At 69.0% G+C, this 20,024-nt stretch carries 15 protein-coding genes; 13 read left to right on the forward strand and 2 right to left on the reverse strand.

Annotated elements, in window-relative coordinates; genetic code table 11:
• Nucleotides 1-205 precede the first annotated feature (205 nt).
• Nucleotides 206-2,875, forward strand: coding sequence for a SpoIIE family protein phosphatase (locus RFN52_RS03355; protein WP_184842098.1), 2,670 nt, complete (start codon nt 206-208; stop codon nt 2,873-2,875).
• Between the two features lie 63 nt (nt 2,876-2,938).
• Here the strand turns inward: RFN52_RS03355 and RFN52_RS03360 are convergent, their stop codons facing one another.
• Nucleotides 2,939-3,892, reverse strand: coding sequence for a LysR family transcriptional regulator (locus tag RFN52_RS03360; RefSeq protein WP_184842100.1), 954 nt, complete (start codon nt 3,890-3,892; stop codon nt 2,939-2,941).
• Between the two features lie 168 nt (nt 3,893-4,060).
• Here RFN52_RS03360 and RFN52_RS03365 point away from each other — a divergent pair, with 168 nt between their 5' ends.
• Complete coding sequence (locus RFN52_RS03365; RefSeq protein WP_184842102.1) at nt 4,061-5,182, forward strand: PrpF domain-containing protein; 1,122 nt, start codon at nt 4,061-4,063, stop codon at nt 5,180-5,182.
• Nucleotides 5,183-5,298: 116 nt separating this feature from the next.
• Nucleotides 5,299-6,540 carry an SLC13 family permease gene (locus tag RFN52_RS03370; protein WP_184853771.1) on the forward strand — a complete coding sequence of 414 codons (1,242 nt, stop codon included), beginning with the start codon at nt 5,299-5,301 and terminating at the stop codon, nt 6,538-6,540.
• Nucleotides 6,541-6,551: 11 nt separating this feature from the next.
• Here RFN52_RS03370 and RFN52_RS03375 read toward each other — a convergent pair whose 3' ends face one another.
• Entirely contained in the window at nt 6,552-7,721 is a 1,170-nt protein-coding gene (locus RFN52_RS03375) for an ROK family transcriptional regulator (protein ID WP_184842105.1), read from the reverse strand.
• A gap of 708 nt (nt 7,722-8,429) precedes the next feature.
• Between RFN52_RS03375 and RFN52_RS03380 the strand changes: the two genes are divergently transcribed.
• The 10 genes from RFN52_RS03380 (at nt 8,430) to RFN52_RS03425 (ending at nt 20,023) form a co-directional block, all read left to right on the forward strand.
• Nucleotides 8,430-9,707 carry an NAD(P)/FAD-dependent oxidoreductase gene (locus tag RFN52_RS03380; RefSeq protein WP_184842108.1) on the forward strand — a complete coding sequence of 426 codons (1,278 nt, stop codon included), beginning with the start codon at nt 8,430-8,432 and terminating at the stop codon, nt 9,705-9,707.
• Nucleotides 9,708-9,935: 228 nt separating this feature from the next.
• On the forward strand, nt 9,936-10,484 hold the full coding sequence (locus RFN52_RS03385) for a (Fe-S)-binding protein (protein ID WP_311240872.1): 549 nt from the start codon (nt 9,936-9,938) through the stop codon (nt 10,482-10,484).
• A gap of 349 nt (nt 10,485-10,833) precedes the next feature.
• Nucleotides 10,834-12,183, forward strand: coding sequence for an aspartate aminotransferase family protein (locus RFN52_RS03390; protein ID WP_184842111.1), 1,350 nt, complete (start codon nt 10,834-10,836; stop codon nt 12,181-12,183).
• A gap of 23 nt (nt 12,184-12,206) precedes the next feature.
• Entirely contained in the window at nt 12,207-13,286 is a 1,080-nt protein-coding gene (locus tag RFN52_RS03395) for a phosphotransferase (RefSeq protein ID WP_311240873.1), read from the forward strand.
• Between the two features lie 46 nt (nt 13,287-13,332).
• The gene (locus tag RFN52_RS03400) at nt 13,333-14,013 is read left to right on the forward strand and encodes a haloacid dehalogenase type II (protein ID WP_184842114.1); all 681 of its coding nucleotides are present in this window, start codon (nt 13,333-13,335) and stop codon (nt 14,011-14,013) included.
• Nucleotides 14,014-14,374: 361 nt separating this feature from the next.
• Nucleotides 14,375-15,469 carry a polyamine ABC transporter substrate-binding protein gene (locus tag RFN52_RS03405; RefSeq protein WP_184842117.1) on the forward strand — a complete coding sequence of 365 codons (1,095 nt, stop codon included), beginning with the start codon at nt 14,375-14,377 and terminating at the stop codon, nt 15,467-15,469.
• Complete coding sequence (locus RFN52_RS03410) at nt 15,462-16,628, forward strand: ABC transporter ATP-binding protein (protein ID WP_311240874.1); 1,167 nt, start codon at nt 15,462-15,464, stop codon at nt 16,626-16,628. Before RFN52_RS03405 ends, RFN52_RS03410 begins: the two co-directional genes overlap by 8 nt.
• A 40-nt stretch (nt 16,629-16,668) precedes the next feature.
• Nucleotides 16,669-17,535 (forward strand): ABC transporter permease, encoded by an 867-nt coding sequence (locus RFN52_RS03415; RefSeq protein ID WP_311240875.1) that lies wholly within the window; start codon nt 16,669-16,671, stop codon nt 17,533-17,535.
• The gene (locus RFN52_RS03420) at nt 17,532-18,374 is read left to right on the forward strand and encodes an ABC transporter permease (RefSeq protein WP_229857042.1); all 843 of its coding nucleotides are present in this window, start codon (nt 17,532-17,534) and stop codon (nt 18,372-18,374) included. Before RFN52_RS03415 ends, RFN52_RS03420 begins: the two co-directional genes overlap by 4 nt.
• Before the next feature lie 194 nt (nt 18,375-18,568).
• Nucleotides 18,569-20,023: an NAD-dependent succinate-semialdehyde dehydrogenase gene (locus RFN52_RS03425; RefSeq protein WP_184842120.1), complete on the forward strand. Its 1,455-nt coding sequence runs from the start codon at nt 18,569-18,571 to the stop codon at nt 20,021-20,023.
• The last annotated feature ends 1 nt before the right edge of the window (nt 20,024 follow it).

The following is a 20,024-nucleotide window of genomic DNA, read 5'->3' on the forward strand; positions in this document are numbered from 1 at the left end:
GGGGCGCGGAGGGATCATGCGACCTGCGCGAGATTGCGCGGCCGGCGGCCCTGCCCGGAGGGGTCACGGCCGCGTCCGGAGGGGTCGAGGCCGTACCTGGAGGGGTCGAGTCCACGCGAGGTACGGCCGGCCAGACGCCCGCGGTCAGCCGGGCCGGCCGGGGCGCGCCCTGGCCAGTCGGGATCACCGGTGTTAGAAAGGTCGCATGGCGAGTCCTATCGCCCGTTTTCGACGCCTGTCGGTCAAGCGCCTGATCAGCAAGAGCCCGCGCAGCGTGGCCGGGCAGGTGTTGGTTTTCCAGGTGGCCCTGGTGGTGCTGCTCGTAGCCTGCGGTGTCTTCGCCCTCATCCTGCAGTCGGAGCGGGACACCAGCGCCGAGGCGCGGCGCCGCTCCACGGCCGTGGCGCAGACCTTCGCGCACTCACCGGGTGTCCGCGCGGCATTGCGGACCCCTGACCCCAGCAAGATCCTCCAGCCGCTCACCGAAGCGGCACGCCGGGCCGCCGACGTCGACTTCATCGTGGTCATGGACACCGAGGGCATCCGGTACACGCACCCCTTGCCGGACCGCATCGGAAAGCGGTTCGTGGGCGAGATCGCACCGTCGCTGGCGGGGAAGCTCTACGTGGAGAGCGTCGACGGCCCGCTCGGTCGCGAGGTGCAGGCCACGGTGCCGATCAAGGGCGCCGGCAGCGAGGTCGTCGGGCTCGTCTCGGCCGGGATGAAGGTCGAGAACGTCGAAAGTCAGTTGACCCGGCAACTACCGATCATCCTGGGCGCCGGGGCCGGAGCGCTCCTGTTGTCCATCGGCGTGACGGCACTGCTGGGCAGACGGCTGCGTCGGCAGACTCACAGCCTGGCCCCGGACGAGATGACCTTGATGTACGAGCACCACGACACCGTGCTCCACTCCGTTCGGGAAGGGGTGCTGATCGTGGCCGCCGACGGACGGCTGATGCTGGCGAACGACGAGGCCAGACGGCTGCTGGAGCTGCCCTCGGACATCGAGGGGCGGCTCGTCCCGGAACTGCCGGGCCTCGATCCCGAGATGAGGGCGCTGCTCGCCTCCGGGCGCGAGGCCACCGACGAGGTGCACCTCGCCGGAGATCGGTTGCTCGCGGTCAACCAGCGGCCAACGGGTCGCGAGGGCGGCCCCCGGGAAACGGTGGTGACCCTGCGCGACTCCACCGAGCTACAGGCGGTGACGGGCCGGGCGGAGGTGGCCCGGGAGCGGCTCAGGCTGCTGTACGACGCCGGGCTCCACATCGGTACCACCCTGGACGTGCTGCGCACTGCCGACGAGCTGGCGCGGGTCCCGATCCCCCGGTTCGCGGACTTCGTCACCGTGGACCTGGCCGACGCCGTCCTGCACGGCGAGGAGCCGGCCCCCACGGGGACGGACATGCGACGCGCGGCGGTGTCGGGCATCGTGGACGACCATCCGCTCACGGAACAGGGCCGGCTGTTCGACTACCTTCCCTCCACGCCCCATGCGCGCGGCTACGGCAGCGGCCGCTCCCAGCTGGTGAGCGATCTGCCCTCCGCCACGGGCTGGCGCGTGCAGGACCCGGAGCGGGCCAAGGCGGTCATCGACTACGGCATCCACTCCCTCATCACCGCCCCCATCCAGGCCCGTGGCGTCGTGCTGGGCATGGCCAGCTTCTGGCGCACGCGGCAGCACGAGCCCTTCAACGAGGAGGACGTGTCACTGGCGGAGGAGCTGGTGGCCCGTGCCGCGATCAGCATCGACAACGCCCGCCGCTACACCCGCGAGCACGCCCTGGCCGTCACCCTCCAGCGCAGTCTGCTGCCGCAGGCCATGCCCGAGCAGAGCGCCCTCGACATCGCCTACCGCTACCTCCCCGCCCAGTCGGGCGTGGGCGGAGACTGGTTCGACGTGATCCCCATGCCGGGCGGCCGGGTGGCGCTGGCCGTCGGCGACGTGGTCGGTCACGGCCTCCACGCCGCCGCCACGATGGGACGGCTGCGTACCGCGGTGCACAACTTCTCCGCCCTGGATCTGCCACCCGACGAGTTGCTGAGCCATCTGGACGACCTGGTCGGAAGCATCGACCAGAACGAGGCGACTCAGAGCGCGGCGGGTGTCGTGGGTGCCACCTGCCTGTACGGGATCTACGACCCCGTGACGCGCCGCTACGTCATGGCGCGGGCCGGGCATCTGGCCCCGGCGCTGGTCCGGCCCGACGGGACCGTCACTTTCCCGGACGTGCCCGCCGGCCCGCCCCTTGGCCTCGGCGGCATGCCGTTCCAGACCGCGGAACTGTGCCTCGCCGAGGGGACCCAGCTCGTCCTGTACACCGACGGCCTCATCGAGGACCGCAGGCGCGACCTGGACGTGGGAATGGCGCTGCTGCGCGATGTGCTCACCGGCCACCCCGGCCGACCGCCCGAGGAGACCTGCCGGGACGTGCTGGACCGTGTGCTCCCCGAGCGTCCCAAGGACGACGTCGCCCTGCTCGTCGCCCGCACGCGGCAACTGCCGCCCGACCAGGTCGCCGACTGGGACGTACCACCGGACCCCGCCGCCGTCGCGGGCATGCGCGACGCCGTGTCCCGAAGGCTCGACGCATGGGGCCTGGCGGAGCTCGGCTTCGCCATGGAGCTCATCCTGAGCGAGCTCATCACCAACGCCATCCGCTACGGGTCCGGGCCGATCCATGTGCGGCTGATCCGCGACCGCACGCTGATCTGCGAAGTGGCCGACGGCAGCAGCACGTCACCGCATCTGCGGTACGCCGCGTCGACGGACGAGGGTGGCCGGGGCCTGTTCCTGGTGTCGCAGATGGCTGAGCGCTGGGGCACCCGTTACACCCCGCAGGGCAAGGTGATCTGGGCCGAGCAGGCCCTGCCCTAGGCGGTCGGCAGCCGTCCCCGAGACCGGCCGACCGGCCGGCCCGGACATGGGCCGCTCCGTTTCTCAGCCGCGCCGTACCGCACCGAGCTGGGCCCGGTGCAGCCCGGGGGCGGTGAACCGCTGCGCCACCGTGCGCAGGACGCGGGCCATCGCCTGGGCGGGCGGGGTGGCGGGACGGGCCGTGGCCCGGGCCAGGAGGATGCGGCGGGTGGGCGTCGGTACGTCGGAGGCGAACGGCAGGAGCCGTACGTCGCTGCGGCGGCTGGTGAGGGCCAGGCGAGGGGCAAGGGCGATGCCCAGCCCGGCGGCGACCATGGCCTGTGCCTCCTGGTAGTCGTGCGAGGAGTAGGCGATGCGCGGCTCGAAGCCCGCCTGGCGGCAGCTTCGGCGCAGGACGTCGGCGACGGGGTGGTTGTCGGCCCGGATGATCCACTCCTGGTCGGCGAGGTCGCCGAGGCGCACGGCGGGATGGCTGCGCAGCGGTGAGTCCGCGGGGACGACCAGCACCGTGGGGTCGTCCAGGAGGTGGGTGAGGGAGAGCGCCGGATCGTCGAGGCGGTTCCACTCGTAGTCCCAGAGCAGCCCCTGCTCCACCTCGCCGGTGTGCAGCATTTCCCGGAGCTCGGCGAGGACCCCGGCACGCACCTCGATACGGATGCCGGTGTGCCGGCGACGGAAGCGGGTGAGCGCGAGCGGCAGCAGGGACGCGCTGGCCGTGGGGAAGGAACCGAGCCGCAAAGTGCCCTGGTCGAGGGCCGTGAAGGAGTCCAAGTCGGCTTGTGCCGCGCGCAGTTCACGGCGGATCGCCTGACCGCGCTCGGCCAGCGCGGCACCCGCCGGGGTGGGGCGGATCCCGCGCGGCAGCCGCTCGATCAGGGGCTGCCCGGCCTCCTGCTCCAGCAGGGACATCTGCTGGGAGGCGGCGGAGGTGGTCATGCCCAGCGCCCCGGCCGCGGCGGTGAGCGAACCGCGCTCGGTGGCCTCGGTCAGCAGCAGCAGTCGGCGCACGTTCAGCATGCCTGCGACTTTAGCTGAACTAAACCCAGGTGAAGCGAACTGCGATTGTTCCGAAGTCACGCCTCTGCCAAGGTCTCCGCAATCGCCGAGCGGTTCACCGGCCGGCAATGCGCCCGCAACCACCGCCCCGGCCTTCCCTCCCCCCGTCGACCAAGGAAGAGCTCAGACGTGCACACTCCCGCGACCCTGGTGCGTGGCGGCACCAGCAAGTGCTGGCTGTTCAACCAGGTCGACGTCCCCGCCGGCCGTGCCGAACTGGGGAAGCTGCTGGTCTCCGCGTACGGCGCCACCGATCCCGTGGAACTGGACGGCGTGGGCGGGGCGACCCCCACCACCTCGAAGGCGGCGGTGGTCGGCGCCTCCCCCGAACCCGGCGTGGACGTGGACTATCTCTTCGCCCAGGTCGGCATCGGCACCGGCTCGGTCGAGTGGACGAGCAACTGCGGCAACTGCGCGACAGGCGTCGCCTTGTACGCGGTGGCGAAAGGCATGGTGGCCATCACCGGCGACCGGACCCGTGTGGTGATGCGCAACACCAACACCGGCGCGGTCCTCGAAGGGCTGGTGGACACCACCGGTGGCGTCGTGCACCACTTCGGCCGCCAGACCGTACCCGGCACCCGGGCCGGCGGGGTCGCCGTCGGCCTCACCTTCCGCGATCCGGCCGGCGGTTCCACCGGTTCACTGCTCCCCACCGGGCAGGCCGCGCAAGATCTGCCGATCGCTGCCGCCGAGCCGGTACGGGTGAGCATGGTGGACGCCGGAGCACCCGTCGTCCTCATCGACGCCCTCGGCGCCGGACGCACTGCCGCCGAACCACTGGAACGGATGGCCGCGGACGTGCCCTGGCTGCGCGCGGTGCGTCATACCGCCGCACCGCTGATGGGACTGCTCAAGCCGGGCGAAGAACCCGGTGACGCGGTGCCCAAGGTGGGCCTGGTGGCCCCGCCGGTGCCGTACACCACCACCCTGGGCGAGCAGATCGCGGCCGGGGACTACGACATCTCGGTGCGCATGCTCAGCATGAACGCCCCGCACCCCGCGATCGGCCTGACCTCCGCCGTCGCCGTCGCGGCGGCCGGGCTCGTCGAGGGCTCCGTGGTCTGCCGGACCGCAAGCGGCCCGCCCGAGGAATGGCTGCGTCTCGGCACACCCGCCGGCATCGTCGCGGTCCGCTGCACCGACGTACGGGACGGCCTGCCGCAGCGGGTCACCGTGCAACGCGCGGCACGGCTGCTCGCCGACGCCCGTATCTACGTCCCGGAAAGCGGCCGCACGCAAGCCGCCTGAACCGGGACGGACATCACCTCGGTCGGCCGGTCCCCCAGCCGTCCGCACCGGGACACCCCTCGCGCCCCCGGGCGCGCCCCTCCCCCATCGCACCAAGGACAAAGATGTCTGCTGAAGTGATCTCCATAGGCGCGCTGCTGGTGATGTTCGTGGTCGGCACGATGCTGCCGATCAACCTGGGCATCCTCGCCTTCGTCGCCACCTTCGCCGTCGGCACCGCCTCACTCGGCCTCACCGAGGACGAGATCTTCGAGGGGTTCCCGGCGAAGCTCTTCGTCACCATCGTCGGGGTCACCTACCTGTTCTCCGTCGCCCGCCGCAACGGCACCATCGACTGGCTCGTCGCGGCCGGGGTACGGCTGGTGCGCGGCAAGGTCGCGCTCATCCCCTGGGTGCTGTTCCTGGTGGCCGCCCTGCTGACGGCGTTCGGCACCTTCACCCCTGCCGCGGTCGCCATCCTCGCGCCGATCGGCATGAACTTCGCCTACCGCTACAAGCTCAACCCGCTGGTCGTCGGCATGATGGTGATCAGCGGCGGACACGCGGGCGCGTTCTCCCCGCTCGCCGTGTCCGGTGCGCTGGTGCTCGGCCTGGTCGACAAGACCGAACTGCACGTCTCCGCGGTGACGTTGTTCAGCGCCAGCTTCCTGATCAACCTGGTGCTCTCGGCACTCACGTACGTGCTGCTCGCCAAGCGCCCCGCCCCACCGGCCGAGGGCTCCGAGGAAACGGCCGTGGGCGAGGACCTCGCCGTGTCCGGCAGGCCCGACTGGCGTCAGTGGCTCACCCTCGCCTGCCTGGTGGCGCTCGTGGTCGGTGCTCTCGGCTTCCATCTGGAGATCGGCTTCCTGGCCCTCGCGGCCGGTGCCCTGCTGGCGCTGGTGGACATGAAGCGGCAGGAGAAGGCCGTGGACGGCGTCAGCTGGTCCACCCTGTTGCTGGTCGCGGGCATGATGACCTACATCGCCATGCTGGAGAAGGCCGGCATCATCGAGAACATCTCCGAGCACGCGGCGGGCCTGGGCGCACCGGTCGCCGTCGCCCTGCTGCTGTGCTTCACCGTGGCCATCACCTCCGCCTTCGCCTCATCCACCGCGATCCTCACCGCGATCATCCCGATCGCCGTACCGCTGCTGCTCTCCAGCCACCTCAGCGCCGCCGGGCTGATCGCCGCTCTCGCCGTCTCCACGACGATCGTCGACACCTCTCCCTTCTCCACCAACGGCGCACTCGTCCTCAGCAACGCCCGCGGGGTGGACCCCCGCCGCTTCTACCGCCAGGTCATCGGCTACACCGGCGGCATCGTCGCCCTCGGCCCGGTCGTCGCCTGGGGCACGCTGGTCCTGCCCTGGTCGTAGCGGCCGTCGGCTCAGAAGGCCGGCGGGGACTGCTCGGCGGCCTGGCCCTGGCGGCGCGCCCCCAGTACCGCCTCGTGCAGCCTTTCCTGAGCCATCGTCAGGCACGCGTAGACCGCCCCTTGCGCGGTCGAGATACCGATCAGATGCGGCACCGTCCTGATCTCCGGGACCGCCGGAAGACTCCGCTCCAGTCGCCGGCGCACCTCGGGAACCACTTCGTCGACGAGCGGACGCAGACGGCCCACGAAGTAGACCGACTCGGGGTCCAGCGTCACTGCGACGACGCTGACGGCAGTGACGATCGCCGTCGTGAACGCCTCGAGCACCTCGGCACGCGGACCCTCGGGCTGGGGCTCCAGCCAGAGGTCCTCGATGCGTTCGAGCTCGAGCCCGCGCTTACGCGCGATCCTGAGAAGGCCCCTGGTACTCAGCAGTTCGTCGAGGATCTCGTTGCCGGCCCCGGAGGAAAGCACACCGATGTCGCCGAAGGTGGGCGTGTTCCCCCGGGCCAGCTCGTGCTCGGTGCAACTGGCGAAGTTCAGTATGGTGCTGACGCTGAAGAGCGCGGCATTGGAGATGGTGGCGTCGTTCGTGAGGATCCCGAGCAGGGCCGCGTTGGCATCGCTGTCGAGAAGCACGGGGGCGTCGACGAGATCCTGGATGGCCCGGTGAAGACCGGAGCCCTCAAAGATCTTCATCGACTCCGCGGGGCCGAAGATCTCCGTGCCGCCCCGGACCCGGCCGGGAACCGCGGCGACGATCTGACGCAGCGGGCCCTGCGCGGAGTCGGCGGCCTCGGCGATCAGGTCGACCAGCCAGCGTGCGGCGTCCTCGACCTCCTGGTGGTCTGCGGTGGGAACAGCCAGGTGGTGCACCTCGCGGCCCCTGAGGTCGGTCACCAGTACACCGGTGGTCTGCGCACCGAAGCTGATGCCGGCGACATGCCCGGTCGTGCCGGGCAGATCGAGATAGGTGGAACGACGGCCGCGGCCGGTGACCTCGTCCATTCCGCCGTCGACGACGAACCCGTCGGCCCTGAGCTCCTCCACCGCTCTGGACACCGTGGCCTTGCTCAGACCGGTCAGCTCGATCAGCTGGTTCCGGGTCAGGGGCGCGTGGGAGAGGACGACGTCGAGAACCGACGCCTTGTTGTGGTCGCGGGGAGTGGGGTTCGAGGTCACGTGACGACCATAGCGAGCGCGGTGCGCCGGTCCTGCCGGGACCGGCCTGGGTGTGATGATCGCGGGCTTCGGCGGAGTGACGTAAGGCTGTCCGCGCCCGCCTGCGGTCGTCGATCGGGTCCGCTGGAGGGTGCCCTCAGGGCCCTCTCCCTCGTCTTCTGTCGTGCCGGACGGTTCTCGGCTCATCTGTCATGCACTCCGAAGGGTCCCCGAAGCCTTCCCGCCAGATTCGCCGCACCGCGGCGCAGGCCAGGAGGCCGGGGGTCGATGACCAACTGACTGTCGGCAGCGAACATCGATCAGACGGTGGACCCCTGTGTGGTCAGCAGCCGCGGCGCAGTGACGCCGCCGGGCTGATCGCCCCATGATGCAGGGCGACTTGACCGTGTGCCGGCGACCCTACCACTCGTGATCAACCCCTTCCCGCCCGCGTCCGACGCCGCCCAGCGGTATATCCCCTGCGCAAGACGCTGGTCGCCCGTCCGCTCGGCGTCTAGATTGAGCCGCTGTACACGGATCCGCAGCTTCCGGATCGCCCCAGGATCGCCACGTCCACATCCCCTGCCCGCATCGATCGCCGGACCGCATATCCAAGAGCTTATTGTTTCAGGTTGGAACTGGAACTAAGAGTGGTAGGGTCTGGGCGCAGCAGCGAGCACCTTCCGACACCCCGAGCGGCTGACGGCACTGGCAGGAGAGAGCAGCGACATGAAGTTCACCCCCTACTGGCTCGACACCGCTCCCCAGGGACCGGACCGGTCCAGGACAGACATCGGCGGGCGCGTCGACGTGGCGATCATCGGCGCCGGCCTGACCGGCCTGTCGGCCGCACTGCACCTGGCACGCCAGGGCGCCGACGTGCACGTCTTCGAGAAGGACACGGTCGGATTCGGAGCATCGGGCCGCAACGGCGGCATGGCCACCACGGGAATGTCGATCGGCTTCCGGTCCGCGGTCTCCCGCTACGGATTCGACACCGCCAAGGCGTACCTGATGGCCTACCACGACGCGGTCGACACTCTCGAGACCCTCGTCAAGGAAGAGAACATCGACTGCGACTTCGCCCGCACGGGCAAGCTGAACCTGGCATCCAAGCCTGCTCACTTCGACGGTCTGCGCAAGACCCACGAGATCATGTCCGGCCGTCTCGGGCTCGAGACCCGCCTGGTTCCCCGGAGCGAACTCCCTGCCGAGGTCGGCTCCGACTGCTACCACGGCGCCATGGTCGAGTCCAGGAGCGCGGGGCTGCACGTCGGCAAGTTCACCAAGGGCCTTGCCGAGGCGGCCGCGCGGACCGGCGTCACCATCCACGAGAAGGCACCGGTCGAGAAGATCGACAGGCTCGGCGGCACGAAGCACAAGCTGGTCACCCCGCGCGGCACCATCGAGGCGGACCAGGTGCTCGTGGCGACCAGCGGCTACACCAGCAGGCCGTTCCGCTGGCATCAGGTCAGGATCGCGCCCGTCGGCAGCTTCATCATCGTGACGGAACCGCTGGGCCAGGACGTCTGCGACATGCTTCTCCCGAACCGGCGGATGGCATCGACGTCCCTCAACCTGCTCAACTACTTCCGGATCACGCCGGACCACCGGCTGCTGTTCGGTGGCCGCGCCCGGTTCGCCGGATCCAACCAGCAGTCGGACGCCAAGAGCGGACGCATCCTCCACAAGGCGATGACCGAGGTCTTCCCGCAGCTCTCGAAGACGCGCGTCGACTACTGCTGGGGCGGGCTGGTCGACATGAGCATGGACCGGATGGTGCACGCCGGCGAACAGGACGGACTCTTCTACTCGCTCGGCTATTCCGGCCACGGCGTCCAGATGGCGACGCACATGGGCAGGCAGATGGCCGAGTACATGAACGGGACCGTGGCCGCCAACCCGTGGAGCGACCTGCCCTTCAAGCGGATCCCGGGCCACTTCGGCCCACCCTGGTTCCTGCCCTTCGCCGGCGGGTTCTACAAGTTCATGGACGTCATCAAGTAGGCGTCGGACAGACGCTGAGAGCACGGGCGGTGGACCTATGAGGGCCCCCCTCACATCCCTGGTCGTACGTCTCGCCGAGCTGGCGCCTGGTCTGCGAGTGAAGACGGGGCCGGGGGCGACGGGCCCGTATGCCTATGACGCCTCGAATTACCGTGTTCCGCCGCGGGCGCTCGTCACGCGCGAGCTGACGGGTGTGCTGTACGGCCACCCGGCGCCGGGTGCGTGCATGTGCGCATCGGCTTCCGCCTGCGCCCCCGCTCCCACTGCTCCCTGGGCTGGCTCCCCAAGACCTCGGCCCTCGCCGGATACGCAGCCCGCCCAATCCGCGTCGGCGACCGCGTCCACACCTTCACCGGCGCCCTGACCGACCTCGCCCACGATGGCTGGACCCCACCGCCCCTGCCCGACAACGTCGTGCCCCAGACCCACTGCCACGAGTACGCCACCTTCAAGGGCCACCGCCCCGCCGACCTCCTCCGCCGTCTCGGCGTACACCGAGTCGACGAGGCCGAAGGCTGCTGCGGACCGGCCGGCAACTTCGGCTTCGAAACCCAGCACTACGACACCTCCGTCGCCGTCGCCGACCTCGCCCTCACACCGCGCCTCCACCGCCTCGACGGACGACCCGTCATCGCCGACGGCTTCAGCTGCGCCACCCAGATCGACCACCTCACCGGCGACCAGGACACCCACGCCCTGCACCTCGCCGAACTCCTCGACCCCAACCCCGGGGCACAGAGCACCGCCCATCTCCTCGACCGGTCTCAGCTCCCGTAAGGGCCGCCCTCACCACTCGCCCACCGAAGTCGACGCGGTCTCCCTCCCGTGAAGCCGGTCCCCGCCCCCCGTTCCCCTCCCCCAGGCCGGGCGCCGGATCTCAGTTCCGCAGTGGCTCAAAACAGGCCAGCGCCACAGGCCGACGAGCGACGCTCCGACCCGCCTGGGCGGGACCCCAACTTCCCTTTCCCCCAAGGGCGTTACCAGCGGGTTCTCAATGCCTGAACCGCCATGCAGAGCCAGCCAAAAATCTTTCTAGTTTCAGATTGGAACTGGAACGAACGATGGTAAGGTCTCAGCCACAGCAGCGAGCAACCTCGACGAAACCAGACTGAAGGTGTGCCTGCAGATGACTTCGACGCTCAGTCGGGCGATCGCCCACTACCCCAACCGTTTCGACCCGGGCGCGGTGAGCGGACTCCCCGAACACATCCAAGAGACCATCCACCGCCGCGAGCGGGTGCTGGGCCCCGGCTACACACTCATCTACAAGGAGCCGGTCGAGTTCGTCTCCGGTCACGGCGCCCACCTGGTCGACCGTGACGGCAACGACTATCTCGACGCCTACAACAACGTCCCGTGCGTCGGGCACGCCCACCCCCACGTGGCCGAGGCCGTCGCCCGGCAGATGACGGCGGTCAACACCAACACGCGCTACGTCCAGGAAGCACTGGTCGCCTACGCGGAGCGGCTTCTCGCGACCTTCCCCGAGGAGCTGTCGAAGCTGAGCATCGCGTGCAGCGGCTCGGAGGCGAACGACCTGGCCATGCGGGTGGCGAGGTTCCACACGGGCGGCGAGGGCATCATCGTCACCCGCTGGGCCTACCACGGCATCACCCGGGAGGTGGCGAGCTTCTCACCCACCCTGGGTGCGGGCTCGCCACTCGGCCCGAACGTCCGGCTCATCGACGCCCCCGACCCACGCCTCGTCGCGCCCGGTTCCACGCTCGACGAGCACATGCGGCAGCAGGTGCGCGGCGCGATCGACGACCTCGAGCGCCACGGCTACCGGCTCGCCGCGCTGATCACCGACTGCGCCTACAGCAGTGACGGCATCTTCACCGACCCCCCGGGCTACATGCAGGCCGTGGTGGAGGAGGTGCACGCGGCCGGCGGGGTCTACATCGCGGACGAGGTCCAGTCGGGATTCGCCCGGCTGGGGGACTCGATGTGGGGCTTCAGCCGCCACGGCGTGCTGCCGGACATCGTCACGATGGGCAAGCCGATGGGCAACGGCCTGCCGATCTCGGGTGTGGTCTTCCGCCCCGAGGTCTGCGAGGAGTTCGGACGCAACGTCCGCTACTTCAACACCTTCGGTGGCAGTTCCATCCCCGTGGCCGCAGGCGCCGCGGTGCTGGACGTCATCGAGAAGGAGAACGTGCAGCAGCGCGTCCTAGAGAACGGCAACGCTCTGCGCGCGGGGCTGCGGGAGATCACCAAGGACTCTCCCTACGTCGCCGAGGTCCGCGGCGCCGGTCTCTTCGTCGGTGTGGAGATCGTCAAGGACCGGGAGACTCTCGAGCCCGACCGCGCACTTGCCGAAGACGTCATCAACGACATGCGCGACCGCCGCATCCTGATCAACGGCACGGGCACGTCGGCGAACACGCTGAAGATCCGCCCTCCGCTGGCCTTCGACTCCGCCGATGTGACCCGCTTCCTGGAGACCTTCGCCGAGGTCGCGAAAAACCGTCTGTAGCAGGCTGTCTGAAGGGATTGCCCGTGAACACCTCACCGGCTGCCGATTTTGCTCGACGCCTCTTCGAGGAGAGCGGCTTGACGTCGTCCCACGAGCCCATCGACGTGATGCTGGTGAGCATCTTCCTTGAGAAGCACTACGGCCTCAACGGACGCCTGGGGCGACTGGCCACAGAGAAGGACGATACGTTCAGGCTCCGGACAGACACGAGCGACCACCTCGTAAAGGTCTCACCGCCGGACGAGGCGGAAGCGGTCGTCGATCTTCAGACCGCTGCGATGCGCTTCCTCGAAAGCGCCGCACCGCAGCTGCCGATCCAGCGGGTGAAGCTCACCGCCGACGGCAGAGACAGCGTGGCCATCCGGCTGAGCGACGGCAGGACCCGGATCCTGCGGGTGTTCGAGTTCGTCGCGGGTCCGGTCATGGCACACACGAGCCCGGACGACGAGCAGCTCGCCAAGGCGGGCGAGATGCTGGCGCGGGTCGACGAGGCACTGATGGCGTTCACGCACCCCGCAGACCGACGTGGCCTGGTCTGGGACATCCGGCACTTCCACCAGCTGACCGGTCTGCTCGAGTACACACCGAACCCCGAGCACCGCCGGATGGCCGAGACCGTCTTCAGGCACTTCGATACCGCCGTCGTCCCGAGGCTGAGCGATCTCGAGACGCAAGTGATCCACGGCGATTTCAGCCCCTACAACATTGTGGTGGATCCGAACAGTGATCACTTCGTCACCGGAGTCATCGACTTCGGCGACACCGTGCGCAGTGCGGTGATCTTCGACCCCGCCGTTCCCATGGCGAACCTGCTCGGCACGACGCCGGAACATCCCTGGCGGGACGCCTGCGCCTTCGTCGCCGGCTACCAGCGAGAGCGGCCGATCCAGGACGCGGAACTTCCACTGCTCCCGATTGCCGCGCTGGCACGACTCACTCTGCGCGCGCTGATCACGAACTGGCGCGCGGAGCGCGCACCCGAACGGCGCGAGTACATCCTGGATCACGCCAAGGACGACTGGATCAATGTCGAGCGTTCCTTGGCCGTGCGCCTGGACGACGTCGTCGCGCACCTAAGGGAAGCCAATCCCGGGCATTCCTGAAAATCTGGCACTGTCCGACCCCCAAGAAAGAGATTGGAGCATATCCATGGCCATTCCCTCACTGCAGTTCCGACCGAAGTACGTCTCGTTCGACTGCTACGGCACGCTGATCGAATACCCGATCACCCCCATCACGTACGAACTCGTCGGCGACCAGATCCCCGCCGAGCAGTGGGACCAGTTCGTCCGGGAGTTCCGCGGCTACCGCTACGACCAGGTCCGCGGCGAGTACTACCCCTACGAGCAGGTGCTGCAGGACTCCTTCGAGCGGGTCTGCCGCAAGTGGGGCATCAAGGCCGCCCCGGAGGCGGGCAAGCGCTTCGCCGACGGCGTCCGCAGCTGGGGGCCCCACCCGGACGTGGTGGAGCCGCTGAAGAAGATGGCCGAGCACTACAAGCTGGTGATCCTCTCCAACGCCGACGACTCCTTCCTCGCGGAGAGCGTGCCCAAGCTCGGCGCGGACTTCCACGCGGTCCTCACCGCTGAGCAGGCCGGCTACTACAAGCCCCGGTACGCCGCGTTCGAGTACATGCTGGAGAAGCTCGACGCGTCCCCCGAGGACTTCGTGCACGTCGCCTCGCACACCCGTTACGACCACCAGTCCATGCACGACATGGGCTTCCGCAACCTGGTTCTGCTGGACCGCGGATACGACCCGGTGACTCACGGATACGACTACGTGACGGTGAAGTCCCTGGACGACCTCAACACGATGCTCGGCATCTGATCCGTGGCTACACCTGTCCCGCACGGCACACACCCGATCCCTTCTGACGACTTGTGGTGCCGTGCGGGGCGATAACCCGGCGAATGCCTCTCCTCCCCCATTCTCCGAATGCACTGCCGGCCCGACGGTAATCAAAACGATAGAAATGCACCGTCGTGATACTGCCGCTCTTGCGATAGCGTGCCGCACCACCGCGCGCTCCATTTCCTTCCTTCTCTTCCCCCGGTCTCGCGCACTGCGGCCTGAGCCCCGCGCGTTTCCGTCCGTCATTACGGCGTTCCAGCCCCCCTCCGCCGGGACCAATACGTCCCCGCATCACGGATTCCCCCCGTATACCCAGCGATTTCCAGGAGGCCCTGCCATGGAAGGCAACCGGATAGGACGCAGAACCGTACTCCGCACCGCAGGCGCACTGGCCGCAGCCACGGCAGTGACAGGATGCGGCACCCTCATGGGCAGCGGCGAGAGCCGCACCTCGTCGGGCGGCGGTAAGAAGCGGCTGGTCGTCAGTAACAGCGGTGGCGCCTACAACGACGCGCTGGTGAAGGCGATCTATGAGCCGTTCACCAAGGAGACCGGTATCACGGTCACCACGGTCAACTACCAGTCGGCGCAGGTCATCGCCCAGGTCAAGCAGGGTCGTCCGCAGGTCGACCTGATGGACAACGGGCTGCTGATCTTCCAGAAGATGGCGCGTCTGGATTGTCTGGAGCCCGTGGACTACGACCGGCTGAAGAGCGTCAAGGGCTCCGGTATCGCTCAGGCTCAGCTGCCGGAGCACGCGGTCGGCAAGAACGTCTGGGCGAGCGTGATGGCCTACCGTACGGACAGCCTCAAGCGCGCCCCGAGGAACTGGGCCGACTTCTGGAACACGCACTCCTTCAGCGGCCCGCGCTCTCTGCAGAGTGTGGAGGTCGACCTTCCCGAGCTGGAGTTCGCGCTGCTGGCCGACGGTGTGCCGCTGGACAAGCTGTACCCGCTGGACGTGGACCGGGCGTTCGCGTCGATGTCGCGGATCCGTGGCGATGTGAAGAAGTTCTGGAACACCGGCGCCCTGCCGGCGGTGCTGCTCGGCCGCAAGGAAGTCGTGGCGACGAGCCTGTGGGGTGGTCGTGCGGATGAGCTGATCAAGCAGGGCCAGCCGGTCGCCTACCAGTGGAACGGCGCCCGCAGAATGACCAACGGCTGGGGCATCCCCAAGGGCGCGGACAACACGGACGCCGCCTACAAGCTGATCGACTTCTCGCTGCGTCCCGAGGTGCAGGCGGCGTTCTCCAAGCTCTACTCGGGCAGCCCGGTCGTGCCGGCGGCCATCAAGCTGCTCTCCGAGGACGATCTGGTCAACCAGCCGACGTCGCCCAAGAACCTGAAGACCGGGTTCGACGCCGATGTCGCCTGGTGGGACAAGAACCGTGACGCCGTCGCCAAGCGCTGGCAGGAGTGGGCCGATGCCTGAGCGGACCCAGAGTCTGACCACCGGGAAGCTGTCAGCCGACGATCTCGCCGCCGTCCTGGCCCCGGCGTCCAGCGCGCCGACGGGTAGGTCGTTGTCGGTGGCGGGGCTGCGGAAGTCCTACAGCGGGACGACGGTGGTCGATGGTGTGGACATGGAGATCGCGGCGGGTGAGTTCGTCACGTTCCTCGGCTCGTCCGGTTCGGGCAAGACGACGACGCTGATGATGCTGGCCGGGTTCACCGAGCCCGACTCCGGCACCATCACCGTCGACGGCCGCGACATCACCCAGCTCAACCCCGGCAAGCGTGACTTCGGTTTCGTCTTCCAGCAGTACCTGCTCTTCCCGCACATGACCGTCGAGGAGAACGTCGCCTTCCCCCTGCAGTTGCGGGGGGTGGCGAAGGCGGAGATCCGCCGCCGGGTGGGGGAAACCCTGGAGGCGGCCGGCCTGTCGAAGTTCGCCGGACGGAAACCGCGTGAGCTGTCCGGAGGCCAGCAGCAACGCGTCGCCCTGTGCCGGGTCCTGGTCTACCGCCCGCCGATCGTCCTGATGGACGAGCCGCTGGGTGCGCTGGACAAGAAACTGCGCGATCAGATGCAGACCGAGATCAAGACCATCCAGCGTGAACTGGGCCTGACCGTCATCTACGTCACCCACGATCAGGAGGAGGCGCTGGTCCTGTCGGACCGGATCGCCATCATGAAGGACGGGCGGATCGAGCAGTTCGACACCCCCCGCGGCCTGTTCGAACACCCCCGCACCCCCTTCGTCGCCGACTTCCTGGGCTCCGCGAACTTCCTGTCGGGCACGGTCGAGGAGTCCACCGCGGACGGCTGCACGCCGGTGCGGCTGGACACCGGCGGCCTGCTCAAGGCCCGCGCACACGCCTGCGCGCCGGGGCAGCAGGTGCGGGCCGCGGTGCGGCCGGGCAAGCTGCGCCTGACCGGTGTCGAGGAAAGCTGCTGCACCGGCACCGTCGAAACAGCCGTCTACGTCGGCTCACTCACCCGCATCACCGTCCGTCTCGATGGTGCGGCTGCGGACACGCCCCCGCTGCGGATCGAGACCGCAGCCGTCCCGCCACGGGTGGGTGAGCGGGTGTGTGTGAGCGCCGACCCTGAGGACGTCAGTGTCTTCGACACCAGGGACGGGGGCTGATGCTGTGGCCGGCACTGTTGTCGCACCCGGCAAGGTGCGCGTGAAAACATCCGCCAAGCGCGGACACCGCTCCCGCATCGCGCTGGTCAACGCCGTGCCCGTCACGGTGTTCCTGCTGGTGCTGTTCGTCTACCCGATCATCGGCGTGCTGTCCCTGAGCCTGGAGGGCGACAGCGGCGGCTTCACCTTCCACTGGTACATCGACGCCCTCAGCGGCGTGAACCTGTCGGTTCTGCTCTCCACGCTCAGAATCTCCGCGGAGACCGCGGTGCTGAGCCTGCTGGTGGGGTTCGTCCTGGCGCATGCCATCGCACGGATGCGGCCGGTGTTCGCGGCGCTGGCGATGCTGATCGTGGTGGTGCCGCACTTCATCAGTGCTCTGGTGCGCACCTACGGCTGGATCATCATGCTGGGTGAACACGGCCTGATCAACACCCTGTTGACCTCCGCGCACGTCCCGGGTGCACCGTTCTCCCTGCTCTACAACGAGACCGGTGTGGTCATCGGCACCACCTCCGTGATGCTCCCCTACACCGTCCTGATACTGCAGGGTGTGATGCGCGGGGTCGACGGCCGGCTCCTGGCCGCCGCGGCAGGCTTCGGCGCCTCCCGCCTGACGATTTTCCGACGGGTGTATCTGCCGCTGGTCGCTCCGGGGATCGGCACCGCCGGGCTGCTCAGCTTCATCCTGTGCCTGGGCTACTACATCACCCCCGCCCTGATGGGCGGTGACAAGCAGACCGTGGTCGCGGCGTTGATCGACCAGCAGGTGATGAAGCAGGACCAGTGGAACTCCGCCGCCGCCTTCGGCGTGATCCTGCTCCTGCTGACCTTCGCCGGCCTGGGCGTGCTCGGTCTGGCCAGGCTCCGCCGCAAGAGGACCCACCAGCGAAGGAGCAGCTCATGATGGAACTGCCTCCCACCCGGGCCGGACACATCGGCCGCGCCCTGAGCGCGAGTGCGATCCTGCTGTTCCTGGCCCTGCCCATCGTGATCATCCTGGTCACCTCCTTCGGCGCCGACGGCATCGGGACCTTCCCGCCGCAGGAGTACAGCACCCGCTGGTATCAGCAGATGGCCGCGCCCGGCGGGAACTGGGCCACCTCCATCGCCCTGTCCAGCCTCATCGCCGCCCTGACCACCGTGTTCTCCCTCATCCTGGGCGTGACCGCCGCCACCGCCCTGGCCCGCGGCCGGCTCCCGCTGCACGCGGCCGTCTACGGCCTGGTCCTGGCCCCCATGCTCATCCCCCAAGTCGTCATCGCGCTCGGGCTGTTCCTGTTCTTCGAACCCGCCGGCATGCTCGGCAGCCCCCTGGCCATCGCCCTGGGCCACACCGTGCTCGCCGCACCCATCGCGGTCCTCATCATGATCTCCACCCTGCGCGGCATCGACGAACGCCTCGAAGACGCCGCCGCCAGCATGGGCGCCAGCCGCATGACCATCGCCCGGCGTATCACCTTCCCCCTGGCCACCCCCGGCCTGATCGCCGCCGCGATCTTCTCCTTCATCACCAGCTTCGACGAGTTCTTCATCGCCCAGTTCCTGTCCACCCCCGACACCCGCACCCTGCCGGTCCTGGTCTTCAACGCCCTCCAGTTCGACGTCGACCCGACCGTCACCGCCGTCAGCGCCGTCCTCATCGCCCTGGCCATCCTCGCCCTCACCCTGGTCGCCCTCGTCCGCAAACTCAGCGGCCACCGCAACACCCAAGGCGGCGTTCTCCCCGTCGAACCCCTCACCTGAGCCACAGGCTTCCAGCCCCGGCGCCCTTCCCTGCCGTAGGCGTGGTGCTCAACAGCAAGCAGGCTCACTCACGACCGTCGACCAAGCACGGGGCCCAGCCCCTCTCTCTCCCCCCCCCGGGGCCCCGTGCTTCCTCGGCCGCGGCTGTCCTCAGCGCTGCCCATCACGCGACTCAAGTTCTAGGAGACACAGTCATGACCACGACCGTCGTCCGTGATGTTCCCAAGCAGTTGTTCATCGGCGGTGGCTGGCGGGACGCGGAGTCCGGCCGGACTCTGTCCGTCGACAACCCGGCCACGGGTGAGGAGTTGTGCCGGGTCGCCGACGCCTCACCCGCCGACGGGCAGCGTGCCGTCGAGGCGGCGGTCGCCGCGCAGGCCGCCTGGGCCGCCACCGCACCCCGCGCCCGCAGCGAGATCCTGCGCCGCGCCTACGACCTGATCATCGCGCGCACCGAGGACCTCGCGCTGCTGATGACCCTGGAGATGGGCAAGCCCCTGGCCGAGGCCCGCGCCGAAGTCGCCTACGGCGCGGAGTTCTTCCGCTGGTTCTCCGAGGAAGCCGTCCGCATCGACGGCGGCCTGATGACCGCCCCGGACGGAAAGAACCGTCTGCTGGTCACCCGCCAGCCGGTCGGACCCTGCCTGCTGATCACGCCGTGGAACTTCCCCCTGGCCATGGGCACCCGCAAGATCGGTCCCGCCATCGCCGCCGGCTGCACCATCGTCCTCAAACCCGCCCCCCAAACCCCCCTGACCAGCCTCGCCCTCGCCGCGATCCTGACCGAAGCCGGCCTGCCCGACGGCGTCCTCAACATCATCACCACCACCGACGCCGCCGGAGTCGTCGAACCCCTCCTGCGCGGCGGCCAGATCCGCAAGCTGTCCTTCACCGGCTCCACCGGCGTCGGCCGGATCCTGCTGGCCCAGTGCGCCGACACCGTCATCCGCACCAGCATGGAACTGGGCGGCAACGCCCCCCTGATCGTCTTCGACGACGCCGACCTCGACACCGCCGTCGAAGGCACCATGGTCGCCAAGATGCGCAACATGGGCGAGTCCTGCTGCGCCGCCAACCGCATCTTCGTCCACACCTCCATCGCCGCAGAGTTCGCCTCCCGCCTGGCCGCCCGCATGGCCGCCCTGACCGTCGGCGACGGCACCGAGCCCGGCACCGACGTCGGCCCCCTCATCGACCTCGCCGGCCGCAGCAAGGCCCACGACCTCGTCTCCGACGCCGTCAAGCGCGGCGCCACCGTCCTCACCGGCGGGCAACTCCCCGAAGGACCCGGCTGCTTCTACCCGCCCACCGTCCTGACCGGCATCACCCCCGACTCCCAGATCACCGACACCGAGATCTTCGGCCCCGTCGCAGCGATCCGCACCTTCGACACCGAAGACGAAGCCGTCACCGCCGCCAACGACACCGAGTTCGGCCTCGCCTCCTACCTGTTCACCCAGAACCTCAACCGCGCCCTGCGCGTCGCCGAACGCCTCGAAAGCGGCATGATCGGCCTCAACACCGGCCTCGTCTCCAACCCCGCCGCCCCCTTCGGCGGCATCAAGCAATCCGGCCTCGGCCGCGAAGGCGGCACCATCGGCATCGACGAGTTCCTCGAGTACAAGTACATCGCCGTACCCGTGGCATAGG

It is taken from the genome of Streptomyces collinus, from assembly GCF_031348265.1.
In the GTDB taxonomy this organism is placed as follows: domain Bacteria; phylum Actinomycetota; class Actinomycetes; order Streptomycetales; family Streptomycetaceae; genus Streptomyces; species Streptomyces collinus.

Coding starts and splice junctions, on each gene's coding strand:
- RFN52_RS03355 (WP_184842098.1), top strand. CDS start 206: ATGGCGAGTCCTATCGCCCGTTTTCGACGCCTGTCGGTCAAGCGCCTG.
- RFN52_RS03360 (WP_184842100.1), bottom strand. CDS start 3,892: ATGCTGAACGTGCGCCGACTGCTGCTGCTGACCGAGGCCACCGAGCGC.
- RFN52_RS03380 (WP_184842108.1), top strand. CDS start 8,430: ATGAAGTTCACCCCCTACTGGCTCGACACCGCTCCCCAGGGACCGGAC.
- RFN52_RS03390 (WP_184842111.1), top strand. CDS start 10,834: ATGACTTCGACGCTCAGTCGGGCGATCGCCCACTACCCCAACCGTTTC.
- RFN52_RS03400 (WP_184842114.1), top strand. CDS start 13,333: ATGGCCATTCCCTCACTGCAGTTCCGACCGAAGTACGTCTCGTTCGAC.
- RFN52_RS03405 (WP_184842117.1), top strand. CDS start 14,375: ATGGAAGGCAACCGGATAGGACGCAGAACCGTACTCCGCACCGCAGGC.
- RFN52_RS03410 (WP_311240874.1), top strand. CDS start 15,462: ATGCCTGAGCGGACCCAGAGTCTGACCACCGGGAAGCTGTCAGCCGAC.
- RFN52_RS03420 (WP_229857042.1), top strand. CDS start 17,532: ATGATGGAACTGCCTCCCACCCGGGCCGGACACATCGGCCGCGCCCTG.
- RFN52_RS03425 (WP_184842120.1), top strand. CDS start 18,569: ATGACCACGACCGTCGTCCGTGATGTTCCCAAGCAGTTGTTCATCGGC.